The 18,087-nt window shown below is 60.9% G+C and carries 19 protein-coding genes and 1 pseudogene; 9 read left to right on the forward strand and 11 right to left on the reverse strand.

Translation table 11 applies throughout. The features are described from left to right. Window positions 1–43 precede the first annotated feature (43 nt). The 4 genes from ACIPOO_RS01065 to aroC form a co-directional block, all read right to left on the reverse strand. Entirely contained in the window at window positions 44–760 is a 717-nt protein-coding gene (locus tag ACIPOO_RS01065; RefSeq protein WP_274132508.1) for a LuxR family transcriptional regulator, read from the reverse strand. A 415-nt stretch (window positions 761–1,175) separates the two neighbouring features. Further along, window positions 1,176–1,721 carry a 1,2-dihydroxy-3-keto-5-methylthiopentene dioxygenase gene (locus ACIPOO_RS01070; protein ID WP_400603797.1) on the reverse strand — a complete coding sequence of 182 codons (546 nt, stop codon included), beginning with the start codon at window positions 1,719–1,721 and terminating at the stop codon, window positions 1,176–1,178. Between the two features lie 19 nt (window positions 1,722–1,740). Beyond that, window positions 1,741–2,883, reverse strand: coding sequence for an MFS transporter (locus tag ACIPOO_RS01075; RefSeq protein WP_400603799.1), 1,143 nt, complete (start codon window positions 2,881–2,883; stop codon window positions 1,741–1,743). 37 nt (window positions 2,884–2,920) lie between these two features. Further along, window positions 2,921–4,012, reverse strand: coding sequence for a chorismate synthase (aroC, locus tag ACIPOO_RS01080; RefSeq protein WP_274132511.1), 1,092 nt, complete (start codon window positions 4,010–4,012; stop codon window positions 2,921–2,923). A gap of 130 nt (window positions 4,013–4,142) precedes the next feature. Between aroC and ACIPOO_RS01085 the strand changes: the two genes are divergently transcribed. Beyond that, a complete protein-coding gene (locus ACIPOO_RS01085; protein WP_274132512.1) occupies window positions 4,143–5,138 on the forward strand; it encodes an alpha/beta hydrolase in 996 nt (331 codons plus the stop codon). Between the two features lie 595 nt (window positions 5,139–5,733). Beyond that, window positions 5,734–6,534 (forward strand): hypothetical protein, encoded by an 801-nt coding sequence (locus tag ACIPOO_RS01090; RefSeq protein WP_274132513.1) that lies wholly within the window; start codon window positions 5,734–5,736, stop codon window positions 6,532–6,534. 116 nt (window positions 6,535–6,650) lie between these two features. On the opposite strand, the gene prmB is transcribed toward ACIPOO_RS01090, so the two are convergent. Continuing rightward, window positions 6,651–7,559: a 50S ribosomal protein L3 N(5)-glutamine methyltransferase gene (gene prmB, locus ACIPOO_RS01095; protein WP_400603802.1), complete on the reverse strand. Its 909-nt coding sequence runs from the start codon at window positions 7,557–7,559 to the stop codon at window positions 6,651–6,653. A 253-nt stretch (window positions 7,560–7,812) separates the two neighbouring features. On the opposite strand from prmB, the gene ACIPOO_RS01100 reads away from it, so the two are divergent. From ACIPOO_RS01100 to ACIPOO_RS01110, 3 genes are all read left to right on the forward strand, one after another. After that, window positions 7,813–8,436, forward strand: coding sequence for a cysteine hydrolase family protein (locus ACIPOO_RS01100; RefSeq protein WP_274132515.1), 624 nt, complete (start codon window positions 7,813–7,815; stop codon window positions 8,434–8,436). 233 nt (window positions 8,437–8,669) lie between these two features. After that, window positions 8,670–8,990 carry a hypothetical protein gene (locus ACIPOO_RS01105; RefSeq protein WP_274132516.1) on the forward strand — a complete coding sequence of 107 codons (321 nt, stop codon included), beginning with the start codon at window positions 8,670–8,672 and terminating at the stop codon, window positions 8,988–8,990. A 93-nt stretch (window positions 8,991–9,083) separates the two neighbouring features. After that, window positions 9,084–9,644 carry a Smr/MutS family protein gene (locus tag ACIPOO_RS01110; protein WP_274132517.1) on the forward strand — a complete coding sequence of 187 codons (561 nt, stop codon included), beginning with the start codon at window positions 9,084–9,086 and terminating at the stop codon, window positions 9,642–9,644. Between the two features lie 10 nt (window positions 9,645–9,654). Here ACIPOO_RS01110 and ACIPOO_RS01115 read toward each other — a convergent pair whose 3' ends face one another. After that, window positions 9,655–9,846: a hypothetical protein gene (locus ACIPOO_RS01115; protein WP_274132518.1), complete on the reverse strand. Its 192-nt coding sequence runs from the start codon at window positions 9,844–9,846 to the stop codon at window positions 9,655–9,657. Between the two features lie 652 nt (window positions 9,847–10,498). Here ACIPOO_RS01115 and folE point away from each other — a divergent pair. Together folE and ACIPOO_RS01125 are read left to right on the forward strand one after the other, a co-directional pair. Continuing rightward, window positions 10,499–11,044 carry a GTP cyclohydrolase I FolE gene (gene folE, locus ACIPOO_RS01120; protein WP_274132519.1) on the forward strand — a complete coding sequence of 182 codons (546 nt, stop codon included), beginning with the start codon at window positions 10,499–10,501 and terminating at the stop codon, window positions 11,042–11,044. Between the two features lie 27 nt (window positions 11,045–11,071). Continuing rightward, window positions 11,072–11,443, forward strand: a complete 372-nt coding sequence (locus tag ACIPOO_RS01125; protein WP_274132520.1) for a glutathione S-transferase N-terminal domain-containing protein — start codon at window positions 11,072–11,074, stop codon at window positions 11,441–11,443. A gap of 109 nt (window positions 11,444–11,552) precedes the next feature. On the opposite strand, the gene ACIPOO_RS01130 is transcribed toward ACIPOO_RS01125, so the two are convergent. From ACIPOO_RS01130 to ACIPOO_RS01140, 3 genes are read right to left on the reverse strand one after another with little or no spacing between them, the layout of a single operon-like run. Continuing rightward, window positions 11,553–11,942: a lysozyme inhibitor LprI family protein gene (locus ACIPOO_RS01130; RefSeq protein WP_400603806.1), complete on the reverse strand. Its 390-nt coding sequence runs from the start codon at window positions 11,940–11,942 to the stop codon at window positions 11,553–11,555. Between the two features lie 26 nt (window positions 11,943–11,968). Beyond that, window positions 11,969–12,571, reverse strand: coding sequence for a glutathione S-transferase family protein (locus ACIPOO_RS01135; protein WP_274132522.1), 603 nt, complete (start codon window positions 12,569–12,571; stop codon window positions 11,969–11,971). Between the two features lie 37 nt (window positions 12,572–12,608). Then, entirely contained in the window at window positions 12,609–13,775 is a 1,167-nt protein-coding gene (locus tag ACIPOO_RS01140) for a PLP-dependent aminotransferase family protein (RefSeq protein WP_274132523.1), read from the reverse strand. An 81-nt stretch (window positions 13,776–13,856) separates the two neighbouring features. Here ACIPOO_RS01140 and ACIPOO_RS01145 point away from each other — a divergent pair, with 81 nt between their 5' ends. Beyond that, window positions 13,857–14,300: a MarR family transcriptional regulator gene (locus ACIPOO_RS01145; RefSeq protein WP_274132525.1), complete on the forward strand. Its 444-nt coding sequence runs from the start codon at window positions 13,857–13,859 to the stop codon at window positions 14,298–14,300. 273 nt (window positions 14,301–14,573) lie between these two features. Further along, a complete protein-coding gene (locus ACIPOO_RS01150; RefSeq protein ID WP_400603809.1) occupies window positions 14,574–15,761 on the forward strand; it encodes a benzoate/H(+) symporter BenE family transporter in 1,188 nt (395 codons plus the stop codon). A gap of 109 nt (window positions 15,762–15,870) precedes the next feature. Here ACIPOO_RS01150 and ACIPOO_RS01155 read toward each other — a convergent pair whose 3' ends face one another. Further along, window positions 15,871–16,752 carry a methyl-accepting chemotaxis protein gene (locus ACIPOO_RS01155; RefSeq protein WP_400605148.1) on the reverse strand — a complete coding sequence of 294 codons (882 nt, stop codon included), beginning with the start codon at window positions 16,750–16,752 and terminating at the stop codon, window positions 15,871–15,873. Further along, window positions 16,732–17,841 (reverse strand): annotated as a pseudogene (locus ACIPOO_RS01160) (HAMP domain-containing protein); the annotation flags it as partial. The gene ACIPOO_RS01155 and the pseudogene ACIPOO_RS01160, both read right to left, overlap by 21 nt. Between the last annotated feature and the right edge of the window lie 246 nt (window positions 17,842–18,087).

Genomic DNA, 18,087 nt, shown 5'->3' on the forward strand with positions numbered 1-18,087 from the left:
GCAATTCATTGCACGCTGCAACGCGACGCCGACGGGTGCCGGGTCAGCGCAGGATGCCTCGGCAGAGGGCCTCACCCACGGCCTGCGCACGGTTCGAGACACCGAGCTTGGCGTAGATGCTTTTGAAATGATGCTTGACCGTCGCCTCGGAAACCTCCTTGATCAGGCCGATCTCCCACGCCGTCTTGCCTTCCCTGGCCCATTTGAGTATTTCGAGCTCCTTGGGCGTCAACGCCCTTGTCAGTAGTTGCCGGCCTTTGCCGGCGACGTGCAGCATCGGCACCAGGCTTGTGAGCAGATAGCGATCGTTGTGGGTAAGCGGCCGCTCCATGCCATTGAGCGAGCAGACGGTAATCACGCCCCGGTTGGCGCGGTTTTCACTGCTGTAGCCGTACGAAAAGGCCGGTAACAACTGGCAATCCTGCACCGCTGCCAGATAGGCCGATGATGGCGGGTAGGTCTGGAACGCCTGCATCCAGTCCAGAAACCCCATGGTGTGCCGGAAACAACGGATGACCGGATCTTCGATCATCAGCCGTCCCTGAACGTAGAGGTCCTTCCAGTAAGGGTCGACATTGGATGTGATGCAACTGAGCAACGCGCCTTCACGGTATTGATACAGCATCGCCCGCTCACAGCGACACTCTTCCCTGAGCCAGTCGAGCGCGTTGGCAATCGCCGCATCGCCATCCTGTTCGGTAACGCTGCTGACCATCTGCTGAATCAACGGACTCAATGTCCCTGTTTCCACGTTTTTCATTTTCCCCTCCGTATAAAACGTCAACTGTCGTCCCTGAATGCTCTTTTAGAGTTTGAAGTTGATTGCAGCCGGCCAGACGCGCCAGGCCCTGCAAAAAGGCTGCAAGGGCACGGCACGTTCAAGGGCTGTCAGGCTTCGACAGGACAAGGGTTACACAGACTGGAAGGGTTAAACACACGGTGCAAAACAAACAGTCTTGCCTGACTCATAAACAGGCAATGTCTTACAAAATATCCAAAACGCGCTTACATTTTTGTCGACCAAGTCGCAAAAATGGCCAACATTGCACCATCAACCCCTGCACGAAGTTGTACGAAATTGAACACTTTGACGTTCGAGAAGTTGCGCGTCGGGCTGCGCAACTTTCAATGGGCGTGCGATTCAGGGAGACGGGAATTTCAATCGCGTGAGCGTTTCAATCGTCTAGGCGAGGAAACTGATTGGCAATGGCGTCACCGGTCATTGTTGCCGCCGCACCCTGTGCGGTGGCGAAGAGACGAATGGCCACCAGATGCGGCTGTTCGCCCAGGTCGAACCAGTGGCGGGTACCTGCGGGGATGCTGATCCGGTCATTCTTTTCGCATTGCACGGTGTAGACGAAATCACCGATGTGCAAGGACAACAGCCCACGGCCCGCCACGAAAAGCCGCACTTCATCGGCGTCGTGCAGTCGCTCGTCGAGAAGGCTGGCGCGCAGTTCGGCTTGCTGCCCAAACCCCGCGTTGACACTGATGACTTCGATGGCCTCAAGGCCGCGGTTGGTCATCAATTCATCGACCGACTGGCGATAGGCATTGATCACTTCCTCCTGGCTGGCACCGGCCACAACCTTGGTGGTCGCCTGCCAGCGGTCGAAGAGGATGCCGTGGTCGGCCAGCGTCGAGGCGATGTCTTCGAGATGGGTCAGGACCTTGTTCGGCAGGTCAGGCGATGATACGGAGTAGACGGACAGAATGCTCATTGGCGTGGTTTCCTCATAGTCAGTCGGCTTTCATGCGGGCGGCGGCCAGGATCGCAGCGGTCAGCGCCGCAAGGCTCGCAATGGCAAAGGTCCAGCCTGGGCCAAGGGCGTTCCAGCTGTAACCTGCGTACAGCGCACCCACGGCGCCACCGGTGCCGGAAAGCGCCGCATACAGCGCCTGTCCCTGGCCTTGCTGGCGGGGGCCGAAGCTGCGTTGCAGAAAATGGATGGCCGCAGCGTGAAAACTGCCAAAGGTAGCCGCGTGCAGCAATTGGGCGAAGATCAGGATTGACAGGTGATCAGCGAAGTTGCCGAGCAGCAACCAGCGCAACGACGCCAGGGCAAAACTTGCGACCAGCACGTGACGAACGCTGACGCTTTGCAGGATACGGCTCATGAACAGGAACATCAGCACTTCGGCGACGACGCCCACGGCCCACAGCATGCCGATGATTCCCCGGCTGTAGCCCAGGTGCTCCAGATGCAGAGTCAGGAAGGTGTAGTACGGGCCGTGGCTGAGTTGCATCAGCGCCACGCTGACATAAAAGGCCAGCACGCCCGGGCTCAACAACTGCCGGACAACCCCCTCGCCTGCCGCCCGCACGCTCGAGTGCGCAGGCTGGGCATTGGGCACCCACCGGCTGCTGGCGACGATACCCGCCATGATCAGCAACAGTGCCTGGGGGTAGAGATCCAGGCTGAACACCTCGAATAAACGCCCCAGACCCACGACCGTCAGAATGAAACCGATCGAGCCCCACAGCCGGATCTGGCTGTAACGGGCAGTCTGGCCTTGCAGGTGAGCGAGGGTGATGACCTCGAATTGCGGCAGGACCGCATGCCAGAAGAAGGCATGCAGCGCCATCACCATAGCCAGCCAGGCATAGGATTTGTCGACGAGGATCAGCGAAAAACAGGCGAGCGTGCAAACGGCGCCGAACCGCACGATCGCCAGCCGCCGCCCCGTGTAGTCACCCAGCCAGCCCCAGATATTCGGTGCCACGCAGCGCATCAGCATGGGAATGGCCACCAGCTCGCCGATGCGTGCCGCGGGAAAACCCAGGTGATTGAAATACAGCGACAGGAAAGGCGCCGTGGAGCCCAGCAAGGCGAAATAGAACAGATAGAAACTGGACAGGCGCCAGTAAGGCAGCGCTGCCACGGTCACAGGACCCTGGCAGCGGCAACGGCCGGGGTCATTACAGCTGGCCCAGAACCGGCGTATTCACACGGACATCCATGTTCTGGCCACGATGACGCAGCAGATGGTCGAGCAGCACGATGGCCATCATGGCTTCCGCGATCGGCGTGGCCCGAATCCCCACGCACGGGTCGTGGCGGCCCTTGGTGATCATCTCGACCGGATTGCCATCGACGTCGATGGAGTGGCCCGGCGTGGTGATGCTGGACGTTGGCTTGAGCGCCAGATGAGCAACGATCGGCTGCCCCGAAGAGATGCCACCCAGGATGCCGCCGGCGTTGTTTGAGGTGAAACCTTCAGGCGTCATCTCGTCGCGATGCTCGGTGCCGCGCTGGGCGACGCTGGCAAAACCTGCGCCGATTTCCACGCCTTTCACGGCATTGATGCTCATCAGGGCATGGGCGAGTTCGGCATCAAGGCGGTCGAAGATCGGCTCGCCCAGACCCGGCATCACGCCTTCGGCGACGACGGTGATCCTGGCGCCCACCGAATCCTGATCGCGGCGCAATTGGTCCATGTAGGCTTCCAGTTCCGGCACCTTGTCAGGGTCGGGGCTGAAGAAGGCGTTCTGCTCCACCGACTCCCAGCCCTTGAACGGAATTTCAATCGGGCCCAACTGGCTCATGTAGCCGCGCACGGTGATGCCCTGGCTGAGCAGGTACTTCTTGGCGATGGCACCGGCAGCCACGCGCATGGCGGTCTCGCGGGCCGAGCTGCGGCCGCCGCCACGGTAGTCGCGGATGCCGTATTTGTGGTGGTAGGTGTAGTCGGCGTGGGCCGGACGGAACAGATCCTTGATCTGCGAGTAGTCCTTGGACTTCTGGTCGGTGTTGCGGATCAAAAGGCCGATGGATGTCCCGGTGGTCTTGCCTTCGAACACGCCGGACAGGATTTCGACCTCATCGGCCTCCTGACGCTGGGTGGTATGGCGGCTGGTGCCTGGCTTGCGGCGATCCAGGTCACGCTGCAGATCTTCCAGCGACAGTTCGACACCCGGCGGGCAGCCGTCGACGATAGCGACCAGCGCCGGACCATGGCTTTCGCCGGCGGTGGTGACAGAGAACAGCTTGCCGTAGGTATTGCCGGACATGCGGGAGGCTCCGATAAATCGACCAAAAACACGAGGGCGCCAGTATACGCAGGGTCTGCGTACAGATCACGCGCGAACCTTATTCAATTGACCGCGTCCAATTTCACACTTTATTGATGATGGCCCTGCGATGCTACGTGGTATGTCCCTGATCCGCGGCTTGATGCCGCTGCGAGTAATCGCTTTGACCCTCACACTGCTGACTTCTCTGGCCCACGCTGGCACGCCGGTCGTGCTGCAACGCCCCATCAGCCTGGACACCGGCACGGGCGAGCTGTTCGGCACGCTTCTTTTGCCCAAATCCGACAAACCGGTGCCGGTGGTGCTCATCATCGCCGGGTCAGGCCCGACCGACCGTGACGGCAACAACCCGGACGGCGGACGCAACGACAGCATGAAACGTCTGGCATTGATTCTGGCCCGGCACAACATCGCCAGCGTGCGCTACGACAAGCGCGGCGTGGCCGCCAGCCGCCCCGCCACCCCTGACGAACGCGACCTGTCCATCGAGAAATACGTCGACGACGCGGTGGCCTGGAGCGAGAAACTCAAGGCCGACCCACGCCTGGGGCAACTGATCCTGATGGGGCACAGCGAGGGCGCGCTGGTGGCATCGCTGGCCGCCGAGCGCGCCGGCGCGAGCGCCCTGATTTCCGTGGCAGGCACCGGCCGCCCAGTGGACCAGGTGGTGCGCGAGCAACTGCAATACCGGCTGCCGCCTCCCCTGCTGGCGCGCAGTGAAGAGCTGATCGAAGAGATCAAGGCCGGCAAGACCGACGACAATGTGCCTGAGCCTTTGCAAGTGGTGTTTCGCCCCAGCGTGCAGCCTTACCTGATTTCCCTGTTCCGCCAGAATCCGGCGGCCGCCTTCGGCAAACTGAAAATCCCCACCCTGATCCTCCAGGGCCGCAACGACATGCAGGTCGGCGTCGGCGATGCCGAGCTGCTGCACAAGGCCAAGCCCGATTCGCAACTGGCGATCATCGACGGCATGAACCACGTACTGCGTATCGTGCCCATGGACATGAAACGCCAACTGGCGTCCTACAAGGACCCGCAGCTGCCGCTGTCCAGCGAGTTGTCGGACCGCATCATGAAATTCATCGATTCGGTGCCTGCTGCCTGATTGCACGTCCCGTAGCAGTCCGGCTTGCCGCCGGGGGCGATCTCAAGAACGCCTTCGCGGGCAAGCGCGCTCCTACAGATGTAAACACCGACCCGTAGCAGTCCGGCTTGCCGGCGTCGGCGATTTTGAGGGCGCCGACGCTGGCAAGCCGGACTGCTACGGGAAAGATCAAACCAGGCTCTTGCTTTTGATCTTCATGCGCGATGGTGCAGACGACGCCAAACGCGACGTAAAGGCGCCAGGCCGAGCGCAGGCGTCGTGCAGGGGGATGAGCGGCAGGAGCCGCGAAAGCCGTGCGGGCCATGGATGGCCCATCATGGCGTGCCCCCGGAACGGCGCCGGAGTCGAGGGAAGTCCGAAGGACCCCAGCCAGTCGCAATGGCTTTGCTTACTTTCCCCGTAAGGAAAGTAAGTCGCCCGTAAGGGGCGAAACCCAAAACCCGGACCTGCGCGAAAACGGATATACACCCGACATCAGCGTCACCCCCCACGCGAAGCGATCAGCAACGATCCCCCTTCAGCTTCGGCAAAATTGGCCGATAGCGGGATGCTGGCATTGTGTTTGCCGAGCAATGTCTAGAACAGGATCGCCGTGATGACAGAAGCAATTATCGAGGATCAAGCGCCCGCCCAGGCCGTCGCCAGTGAAGGTGAAGTCGCCGTGGCCGTGCTGTGGGACAACGTATCCGCCGAACACTTTTCGATGCTGCGCCTGGCGCCATTGCCCACCGACCGTGCCACCGGCAGCCGTCCACTGCGGTTCGTCGAATTCGGGCGCGCCGAGCGCAGCAACAAGGACTTCAGCCTCCTGCGCATGAGCTACAACCTGCCGGGGCAAAAGACCCGCAAGGAACAGAACCAGCTGGACATCTGGGTCGACCACGCCAACCGCACAGTGCGCATCGGCCCGGAATCGGGTCTGCAGATCGAGCCCTGCAATCGTGGGCTGGGGCGCTTCATGGCGGCCCAGGGTGTGATCTGGGCCCAGAAGCGCTGGTCTGACTACCAAATCGCCGGCACCGCACTGGCCAACAAGGATGCGCTCAACGAAGACACCCGCCTGCGCCGCGACCAGTTCCTCAAGGCGCTGGGTTTCGAAGTGGCCTACGCCGACGCCCAGCATCTCAAGGGAACGATCAAGGACGTCAAGGTCGGCAACCTGAACGGCACCTGGAACGCCGACAAAGTGCAGGTCGTGGAGATTCTCGACACCGCGCACATGCTGCAACAGGCCGAGCAGAAGATTCAGGAACAGGAAGTGCTGATCAAGAAAGCCGAAGACAAGGTCGGCAAATACAAGCGCGACGACAGCGGGTTACGCTTCACCATCGCGTGCCTGGTGACCTTCGCGGTGTTCCAGGCGGGGCTGTTGATCTGGATTGCGACGCATCGCTGATCTCAACAGCCGTAGGAGTGCGCTTGCCCGCGACCGCAGCGTGTCAGTCAGCACATTTGGCACCGACACACCGCAATCGCGGGCAAGCGCGCTCCTACAAGCGGTATCGCATTGGCTTACACCCGCGCGGCAAAGATCGCCTGATGCTGACGGCACTGTTCAGCGCTGAGCATGAACACCCCGTGCCCGCCGCGCTGGAACTCCAGCCAGGCGAAGTCCACTTCCGGGTACAGCGCCTCGACGTGCACCTGGCTGTTGCCCACTTCCACGATCAGCAGACCCTTCTCGGTCAGGTGATCCGCTGCCTGGGCCAGCATGCGCCGCACCAGGTTCAGGCCATCATCGCCGCAGGCCAGGGCCAGCTCCGGTTCGTGCTGATACTCATCGGGCATGTCGGCGAAATCTTCGGCATCGACATAAGGCGGGTTCGACACGATCAGGTCGAAACGCTGCCCCGGCAAACCATCGAAACCATCGCCCTGAACGGTGTAGACACGTTCATCCAGGCCATGGCGCTCGATGTTCTGGTTGGCCACTTCAAGGGCTTCGAACGACAGGTCCGCCAAGGCCACTTCGGCATTGGGGAACACGTCGGCGCAGGCGATGCCGATGCAACCGGAACCGGTGCACAGGTCCAGGATTCGCGCAGGCTCGCTGGCAAGCCAGGGCGTAAAGCCGTTCTCGATCAACTCGCCGATAGGTGAGCGCGGGATCAGCACACGCTCATCGACAATGAACGACATCCCGCAGAACCAGGCCTCGCCCAACAGATAGGCGGTGGGAACGCGCTCGTCGATACGGCGCTTGATCAGGCGCTGCACATTGACCAGCTCGTCGTCTTCCAGGTTGCAATCCAGGTAGTTGTCGGAGATTTCCCAAGGCAGGTGCAAGGCGCCCAGCACCAGTTGGCGGGCCTCGTCCCAGGCGTTGTCAGTACCGTGACCGTAGAACAGGTCTTCCCCGTGAAAGCGGCTGACGGCCCAACGGATATGATCGCGCAGGGTGCGCAGGCGGGAAGTGATCACGTAAGACTCCTTGAAAAAACGACGGGCGATTCTATCAGCCATCCGGCCAAGACACGATGCCTGAGCCCGACACGGGTCGGCCTGTTGAAACTTTCCACAGCCTTTCGATGATTTTGCAGGCAATATGACAGTAACCGCGACCTGCTCGACGGCTTGAAGCCCGGCAAAAAAACGACGCCTGTGAGCATTGAGATTCACAGAATCGTTCTGCCAGTGGACAATGTGGCAAAAGCCCCACTCGAAGGAGCCCCAGATGTCTGTTCCAAACACCGGTCCCAAGACCATGTTTCAACTCAGTGGCCGTGAATACGCGGCGGCCACCTTGAGCAATGCCACGCTGATCATCATCGACGCGCAAAAGGAATACCTGAGCGGTCCACTGGCCCTGACCGGGGTTCAGGCCGCGATCGACAACATCGTGCAACTGGTTGCCGCTGCCCGTGTGGCCAAGTCGCCGATCATTCACGTACGCCACCTGGGCACCGTCGGCGGCATGTTCGACCCACAAGGCGAGCGCGGAAAATTCGTGCCGGAACTGCAGCCGCAAGCCGATGAAATCATCATCGAAAAGCGCCTGCCCAATGCCCTGAACGGCACCGTGCTCAACGATGATCGCACCACCCTGCACGGCCTGCTGGAAAGCCTCGGCCGCCTGGATCTGGTGGTCTGCGGTTTCATGAGCCACTCAAGCGTCAGCACCACCGTGCGTGCGGCCAAGGAATACGGTTTCCGTTGCACGCTGGTCCAGGACGCCTGCGCCACTCGCGACCTGCCGACCCCGACTGGCGTCATCAAGGCAGAGCTCGTGCAACAGGCAGAAATGGCGATCATGAACGACAACTTCGCCAAGCTCGCGATGACTGCCGACCTGATCTGACTGCCCCCGCCTCATCAGGAACTGACCCGTTGATCCGCGATGTCGTAAACGACTTGCATCATTTTCCGGCAGTTCCTGAAGAAAAAGCGTACAAATAACCTCATCAGGCGTGTGATCCCCTTCACATAACCGCCCATCCGTTAATCACTGGTGTTTGCTTCCGAGCGCCGACCAGGCGGGAACCACATTGGCCCAGGCTGGTCAGAGCGCCGATACCCATAGAGGAAGTCGGGATGAAGATATCCGATGGTTTCGATGCCCGTCGCCTGCGCCCCAAGGGCCAGAGCAACTGGCGCATGCGCATTGGCGCGGCCATATCAGCTCTACTCGCGACAGCAGGCGTGCTGCTGGCAATGGCCGGCGTGGCCAGCCTGATCGGACACCCTGACGCGCTCGGCGAACTCAACGCCAGTCCGGCGGGCGCAGTGGTTACCATTGTGATCGGTCTGTTTCTGCTCTACATCGGAGTCTGGATGTGGCGCCGCAGCCGCCGGCGCCGTCGTCGTGCCGGAGAATTGAGCATGTCCGCGCACTTGATGAAGAAACACGACTGACCCCTCCCACGTGTTCCGCAGCCGTTTTCCATGGATTAGTCGCGCCGTTTCCGGCGTGACTTGGTTAAACTGGCGTCCTTCGCGGAGACCGACATGCAAGACGACGATTTTTCCCTGTTCAGAAACGAGATTCGCGGCGTAAAGCCGATCAAGACTGAACACGCCGATGTAGGCAAACCCAAGACCGACCGTAAGAATCTGGCCAAACTTCGGCAGGCAGCTTCCGTGCGCTCGGACGCCACCATTACCGTGGACGGCCTTTCCGACCAGTTCGTGATCGATGTGGGTCCCGAAGACACGCTCAACTGGGCCCGCGACGGGGTGCAGGAAGGTCAGATGCGCAAGCTCAAGCTGGGGCAGATCAGTTTCGAGGGCAGCCTGGACCTGCACGGCATGAGCGTGGAACTGGCGCGGGAAACCATGTGGGAGTTTCTCGCCGAGGCGACGAAGCTGGAGATTCGCTGCGTGCGCATCACCCATGGCAAGGCGGTGCGCCTGGATGGCAAGCGGCCGATGATCAAGAGCCACGTCAACACCTGGCTGCGCCAGCACCCGCAGGTGCTGGGCTTTACCTCGTGCCTGGCCAAGCATGGCGGCGCCGGAGCGGTGTACGTGATGCTCAAGCGCACCATGATGGAAGGGCGGGACGAGTAACAGTCGAACGTCAGCGCGGGCCCGGGCCACCGCCGCCTGGGCCGCCACCACCACCCGGGCCGCCACCTTCATAATGCCCGCCGCCACCGCCGCCATGGCCACCACCGTGACCTCCTCCGCCCGGGCCCCAGAACGGCCAGCAACCGGACATCGCCGACATCACCGCGATGACCATCGCGACTTTCGCAATACGACTCAACATACTCGTTACTCTCTAGAAATCAGGCATTCATCACCTGCCAAGTCTGACAGCACACCTGCGCCAAACTGCGTCGCCACTTGGTAGCGCACTGGTATCGAAACCGATACCTGGCGCCATCCGGAAACGAAAAAGGCCGCTAAGGAAGAACACTTCCCTGGCGGCCTTTATTCAGAGCGGAATGCGGGATCAAGCCATCGCTACCCGACCCGACGAGAATAGATCAGCGACGATAGTAGCCAGGTCCCGGCCCATAGCCTCCGCGCCCTTCATAATAGTGGCCACCATCATAGTGGCGATGATCCCAGCCGCCGTGACGGCCCCATCCAGGGCCAAAAAAACATCCCGAAACCGATGACATCAAGGCGATCACCAGTGCGATTTTCGCGATTCGGCTAAACATTATGATTACTCTCTTCATCCGGGCATCTATCACCCATTAACTCAGACACCAAGCGGACACATTTCGACATTTTTGCAGGGTAAAGGTTAGGTAAAGGCCGTCGGCATCACGTTTGGGTGACTACGTGTCGCAGGCTTGTCCATCGCTTGTCGGTCGCCTGCCGTACCCCTCCCCGCCCAGCTAGGCTACTATGTGCGCCTTTGCTGGCCACCAAGCCTGCGTTTTTCTTGAACCCACACGGAACACAACCCTGTGACACTGGAACAGAACTACACCGAGATCCTTGGTCAACTTGGCGAAGATGTCTCCCGCGAAGGCCTGCTCGACACCCCGAAACGTGCCGCCAAAGCCATGAAATACCTGTGCCGCGGCTACGAGCAGACGCTGGAAGAAGTCACCAACGGCGCGCTGTTCAGCTCCGACAACAGCGAAATGGTGCTGGTCAAGGACATCGAGCTGTACTCGCTGTGCGAACACCACCTGCTGCCCTTCATCGGCAAGGCCCACGTGGCCTACATCCCGAGCGGCAAGGTGCTGGGCCTGTCGAAGGTCGCGCGCATCGTCGACATGTTCGCCCGCCGCCTGCAGATCCAGGAAAACCTCAGCCGCCAGATCGCTGAAGCCGTTCAGCAGGTCACCGGCGCTCTGGGCGTGGCCGTGGTCATCGAAGCCAAGCATATGTGCATGATGATGCGCGGCGTCGAGAAGCAGAACTCGTCGATGATCACTTCGGTGATGCTGGGCGAATTCCGCGAGAACTCCGCCACGCGCACCGAGTTCCTCAGCCTGATCAAGTGATGCGGGCGTTCTGAAGAGGTTGCAAGCATGTTGATGAAGGCATTGAGGGTCGGCCTGGGCCAGTTGGTCATTCTGGGCGACTGGCTGACGCGTCCCGGCAAGAAGAAACGCACGCCAGAAGCGCAGGCTGCGGTCGAGGCACAGGCGAAGGACCTGACGCTGTATCAGTTTCACGCCTGCCCGTTCTGCGTGAAGACCCGCCGCACCCTGCACCGGCTGAACGTACCGGTGGCCCTGCGCGATGCGAAGAACAACGAGCTGGATCGTCAGACCCTGCTCAACGAAGGCGGCAAGATCAAGGTGCCGTGCCTGCGTATCGAAGAAGCAGGCCAGACGGTGTGGATGTACGACTCCAAGGTCATCATCGATTACCTGGAAAAGCGTTTCGCCACTGTCTAGTCTCCCGTCCCGTAGCAGCACGGCTTGCCGGCGGGAGCGGTGTTTCAGTCACTATTTGTGAACCTGACACACCGCCCCGCCGGCAAGCCGTGCTGCTACGGGTTGAGAATTACCTCTGGCAGCCTTCCTGCCGGCACGCCACGAACGCTTTCAACTGTTCGACCCGCACTCTGGTCTGATCGGCCAGGCACTGGGACTGTTCCAGCGACCAGATCGAGCCTGAATCTTCGCGCCTGCCAACCTGATACAGGCAATCGGCATCCCGGAAGGCGATCCATTTCTTCTGCGCTTCCTGCAACGCCTTCTTCTGCGCCGGCGTCTTGAGATAAGACATCTGCGCCTTGTACTGCTTGTTCAGTTCGGCATCCAGCGCCGCGTATTGCTTACCCGCACACTCGTTCATCGAGGCCTGGGTGCTGCTGCAATCCTCTGCCTGGGCTGCCATGCTCAAGGCCATCAAGGCCATCAAGGCCCCGAGCACTATCATCCTGTTACGCATCCAATACTCCCTCTCTAGCTTGATCGTCAGTCCAGCATACCCACATAACCCGGCTGCTGCCGAACCTGGGTCAACCAGCGCTGGATCGACGGAAACGGCGACAGGTCGAAACCGCCCTCGTGGGCCACGTGGGTGTAGGCATAGAGCGCGATGTCGGCGATGGAGAATTGCTCGCCGACCAGGAATGGCGTCTGCTTGAGTTGCTTCTCCATCACTTTGAGCGCCTTGTAGCCACGCTTTTGCAGGATCTGATATTCCTCAAGACGCTCTTCAGGCAGCCCGAGATAGAACTGGATGAAACGCGCCACGGCGATGGTCGGCTCGTGGCTGTACTGCTCGAAGAACTGCCATTGCAGCATCTGGGTGCGCAGGCGCGGCTCGGTCAGAAGGTACGGCGTGCCTTCGGCCAGGAAGTTGAGAATGGCGTTGGACTCCCACAGGCAGGTGCCGTCGTCGAGTTCCAGCACCGGAATCTTGCCGTTGGGGTTCTTTTCCAGAAACGCCTCGGTTTCGGTCTCGCCCTTGAGGATGTCCACCGGCACCCATTCGTACTGTGCGCCCAACAGGTTGAGCATCAGCTTGATCTTGTAGCAGTTGCCCGAATTGTAATCGCCGTAAACCTTGTACATCGCTGCTCTCCCTGGAATCTGCTTTTTCAATACTGTATCAGGCTGCCATGTCAGTCTGTGCTTCACGAATGACTGCCGCCAGCCGCTTGAGGCCTTCGTCCAGCCGGGCCGGATCGATATGGCTGAAATTCAGCCGCAAATACCCGGGGTTTGCCTCAGGATCGGTGAAGAACGGCTCACCGGGCATGAAGGCCACGTTTTGCGCCAGTGCCCGGTCGAGCAAGGTGCGGGTGTCGAGCTTGTTGCGCAGTGTCAGCCAGAAGAACAAGCCACCCTGGGGGCTGTTCCATTCGGCCAGATCACTGAAGTGGCGTTGCAAAGCCGCCTCGAACTGATCGCGCCGGGTTCGGTAGAAGCCGCGCAGTTCCAGCAGGTGCTGGTTGTAGCGCTCGCTGCCGATCCACTGCAACGCCTGCCACTGACCGACCCGGTTGGTGTGCAGGTCGGCGGACTGCTTGAGTTTCAGCAGGTGCAGGAACAGGTCGTGGGAGGCGATCAAATAGCCCACCCGCAGCCCCGGCATCAGGGTTTTCGACACCGTGCCGGTGTAGATCCAACTGGCGTTCTTCAGGCGGCTGACGATGGGCCGAGCGCTGCCGCCGTCAAAGGTCAGCTCGCGATAGGGTTCGTCTTCGATCAACGTCACGCCGTATTCGTCCAGCAGAGCTGCGACCGCGTCCCGGGCAGCCTCGCTGTAGCGCACGGCCGAAGGGTTCTGGAAGGTGGGAATCAGGTAGGCAAATGACGGCTTGTGTTGCTGCAGACGCTGACGCAGGACGTCCAGATCCGGCCCTTCGGCTTGCAGCGGAACGGTCAGGCAATTGGCCCCGAACAACTGGAAGATCTGCAGCGCAGCCAGGTAGGTCGGCCCTTCCAGAAGAATCTCCGTGCCTTTGTCGATGTACAGCTTGGCGGCCAGATCCAGCGTCTGTTGCGAACCGCTGACGATCATCACCTGGCTGGCTTCACAGGAGATACCCAGCGCCCGCGCCTGCTCGGCAATGGCCTCTCGCAGTTGCGGCTCGCCTTCGCTCATGCCGTATTGGCCGATGCTGCGCGGCATGTCGGCCCACTCGCTGTGGGGCAGCATCGATTCGGCGGGCAGGCCGCCGGCGAAGGACATCATTTCCGGGCGCTGGGCAGCGGCCAGGATTTCGCGAATCAAGGAACTCTTCAAACGGGTGACGCGTTCAGAAAAAGCCATGAGATCACCGCTGGCAGACATCGTTGGAAATAGGTCAAACTGTTTGACCGAAATTACGACGACTTGCCCGGATACGTCAATATGCTTGACCTTAAAAATTCATCGACGCAACAAATCGCCATGGAGGCCTTTTTCTTTGGCTACCAGGCGTTCACTGCCAAGGCCGATGAAATGCTCGACCGGCGAGGCTTGAGCCGCGTGCATCAGCGCATTGTGTTTTTTATCGCGCGTTATCCGGGCTTGAGCGTGAAGGAACTGCTGGGTGTGCTGGGGGTGAGCAAGCAGGCGCTGAACACGCCGCTGCGCCAGTTGCTGGAGATGGAGTTGGTGCGCAGCGTTACGCCTGAGGATGACAAGCGCAAGCGTCTGCTGGAGTTGACTGGCGAGGGCGCGAAGCTTGAGGAGTCGTTGCGTCGTGAGCAGGTGAAGCTGTTGCAACGGGTGTTCGCCGAGGCCGGGCGGGAGGCGGTGGATGGATGGCTGGCGGTGAATCAGGCGCTGGGCAAGACGCTGAATCGCGGTTGATCCCTGGTCGTCTAAAGCACAACACCGACCCGTAGCAGCACGGCTTGCCGGCGGGAGCGTGCGCAAGATCGCCATCGCGGGCAAGCGCGCTCCTACGGGATTGGGGTCAGCTATGGCGGTAGCAGTCCGGCTTGCCGGCGTCGAGGATCTCTGAGGTGCCCCGCCTGATGGAAACTGTGCCGACCATAACGTTTGTGGCTGTATCGCAACGAGATGTGACAACTGCGTATAGGCTTGCTGATCTGAGAATTGGCCGTTCCAAGGATAGACCGCATGACTGACGTGACCCATACACCGCTGCGCCCGTTGAGCGACACTTCGGCCTCGGCCATTGTCGCGGGCTTTATCGCCATGATGACTGGCGTGACCAGTTCGCTGGTGCTGATCTTCCAGGCCGGTCAGGCGGCGGAGCTGACGTCGGCGCAGATTTCTTCCTGGATATGGGCGCTGTTCATGGGCATGGCGGTGTGCAGCATCGGCCTGTCACTGAAATACCGTGCACCGGTCAGTGTGGCGTGGTCGACGCCGGGCGCGGCCTTGCTGATTGCAAGCCTGGGGCACGTTGCCTATCCCGAAGCCATCGGCGCATTCATCACCAGCGCGATCCTGGTGTTCATCTGCGGGATCACCGGCAGCTTCGAAAAATTGGTCAAGCGCCTGCCCACCTCGTTGGCCGCAGCCTTGCTGGCCGGGATTCTGTTCAAGATCGGCAGCGAAATCTTCGTCGCCGCGCAGCACCGCACGGGCCTGGTGCTGAGCATGTTTTTCACCTATCTGATCGTCAAACGCTTCTCGCCGCGCTATGCCGTACTGGTGACCCTGTTGGTGGGCGTTGCGCTGTCGGCCATGCTCGGCATGCTGAATTTCAGCGGTTTCACCCTTGAGGTGGCAGTGCCGGTCTGGACCACGCCGTCGTTCTCCCTGGGGGCAACCATCAGCATTGGCATTCCGCTGTTCGTGGTGGCGATGACATCGCAGAACATGCCGGGCATGGCGGTCCTGCGCGCTGACCATTATGACGTGCCGGCTTCTCCGCTGATTACCGCCACCGGGCTGATCTCGCTGATCACCGCGCCCTTCGGTGCCCACGGCATCACCCTGGCCGCCATCAGTGCTGCAATCTGCACCGGGCCACATGCCCACGAAGACCGCAACAAGCGCTACACGGCCGCGATCTGGTGCGGGATTTTCTATGCCATTGCCGGGATCTTCGGCGCCACACTGGCTGCGCTGTTCGCCGCGTTTCCCCGGGAGTTAGTGCTGTCGATTGCAGCGCTGGCGCTGTTCGGCTCGATCATCAATGGCCTGACGGTTGCGATGAACGAGCCGAAGGAACGTGAAGCGGCGCTCATTACCTTTATGGTGACAGCGTCGGGGCTGACGCTGTTTTCCATCGGCTCGGCGTTCTGGGGGATCGTGGCGGGGGTGTTGACGTTGTTGATTCTGAACTATCGCAAATAACTACCGCTCGACGGGCTAACGCATCGACCTCGTAGCAGTCCGGCTTGCCGGCGACAGCGATCTCATAGACGCCGTCGCCGGCAAGCCGGACTGCTACAGGGGGTTTGGGTTACAGCCTGAAATGCCCCACCATGCCCTTCAACTCCATGCCCAGCGATGCGAGCTGGATACTCGAAGCGGCATTGCCCTGCATGGCCAGTGCCGACTGATCGGCGCTGGCGCGGATACTGGTCACACTGCGGTTGATCTCTTCGGCCACCGAGCTTTGCTCCTCCGCTGCGGCGGCGATCTGCTGGTTCATCTGCTGAATCAGTGACACGGCCGCCGCGATGCTGCCCAGCGCACTTTCGGTCTGCAGGGCATCACTGACCGCCAGCTTGACCAGCTCGCCGCTGCTCTGGATCTGCGCCACCGAGGCCTGGGCGCCGCTTTGCAGGCGGGTCACCAGCCGCTCGATTTCTTCGGTGGACTGTTGGGTGCGCTTGGCCAGCGCCCGCACTTCATCGGCCACCACCGCAAAGCCCCTGCCCTGCTCGCCCGCCCGCGCGGCCTCGATGGCGGCGTTCAGCGCCAGCAGGTTGGTCTGTTCGGCAACGCTCTTGATAACCCCCAGCACCTTGCCGATGTTCTGGATCTCATCGCTCAGGTCTTCGATGCTGTGGCTCGCCGAACTGGACGATGTCGCCAACTGCTCGATGCGCTGCATGCTCTGGCGCACCACGGCCTGGCCGCTGTCTACCTTGCTGTCGGCGGTCTGTGCGGCCTGGGCCGCTTCTTCGGCGTTGCGCGCCACGTCGTGGACCGTGGCGGTCATCTGGTTCATGGCCGTGGCCACTTGCTCGGTTTCTTCCTTCTGGCTGCTGACTTCCAGGTTGGTCTGCTCGGTGACCGCCGAGAGCGAATGGGCGGACGTTGCCAACTGCTCGATACCGGCCTGCAAACCGCTGACGATGCCGCTCAAGCCCGCGCCCATCTGTTGCATGGCCTGCATCAGCTGGCCGATCTCGTCCTTGCGGGTCACCTGCACCGTGCCACTCAGGTCGCCCGACGCGATGCGCTGCGCGGTGGCGATGACACTGCGCAGGGGCGCGACGATGATCCGCGTGATGACGATGGATGCGATCAGGCCGACCACCAGCGCCATGATCGAGGAGCCGATGATCTTCAGCGAGTTGGCCGACAGCTCGCCCAGCATCGACTGATCCTCGGCGTCATACGCCTGGTTGACCTGATCCACCACAGCCCTGGCGTTGGTTGCCAGGGTCTGCGAGACCTTGGCCTCGTTGGCCAGAAGCCCGGTGTATTCGTCCAGTTTCTCGCCGAAGTTGGTGATGTGCCCGCTGACCTCGGTCAGCACGGTGAGGTAACCGGCGTCCTTGATCACCCCCTTGAGCTCTTCAGCCAGTTCCTTGGCCTGCACCGCCTGTTCGATCTTGCCGCTGTTGGCCTCATCGCCGGAGGCTGTCTTGCGGCTCTTGTCCAGACGCACCCGCGCCTCGTCCATGGCCTGCATCATCAGTTTGGAAATCTGGCTGACCTTGGTCGATTGCTCGATGAACTCACCACCCTGTTGCCCCTGGGAATCCTTGAGGCCGTAGGCGCCGTCGTCCGCAAGCCCTGCCTGCAGGACGTCAAGGTTGTTGGCAACGCTGGAGACCGACCAACTGGCCATGTCCAGGGCCAGGTCCTTGCTCTGGCTGATGCTGACGAATTCATCGAAGGATTTGCGGTAGGCCGCAAGCGACAGCTGGACCTGCCCCATCAACTGCTGGTTGACCGCCGACGTGGATTTGAGCTGTTCGGCCTGAGCATTCAAACCGTCCAGCCCGGTGTGCAGTTCATCGACCACCTTGGGGTCACCGTGCAAGGCGAACGCCTGCTCCAGCAACCGTACGCGATTGAGCCCCGAGTTGAGCGCGGTCATCTCCTTGAGGCTGTCGAAGTGCACGCTGATCGAGCGCAGCGACCAGACGCCGATGGCGGCGACCAGCGCAGTGAGCAATAGAACGAGAAAGAATCCGATCCCCAGTTTCTTTGCCATTCCCAGGTTGGCAAAACGCGATTGCACGGCCGAAATCATAGGATCATCCCCAGTCACAGCAAAAAGGCGCACACACGGAGGCCATGTTCTTTCGCATGACCATTCAATTTTCGTGCAGATTCGCAACGGGATCGCGGCAAAACAAGCTTTTGACGTCGGAATAATGGCAAATAGCTACGCCAACGTCGCTTCCAGAATGGTTATCGGCGCTTCCAGAATCTTCAGCAGGGACAGGCGAACTGAAAACCCCGAAATCCACGCTCCAATGCGACGAAAGGTAACGCG

This window comes from Pseudomonas sp. NPDC090201, from assembly GCF_044746825.1.
Lineage (GTDB): Bacteria > Pseudomonadota > Gammaproteobacteria > Pseudomonadales > Pseudomonadaceae > Aquipseudomonas > Aquipseudomonas putida_AD.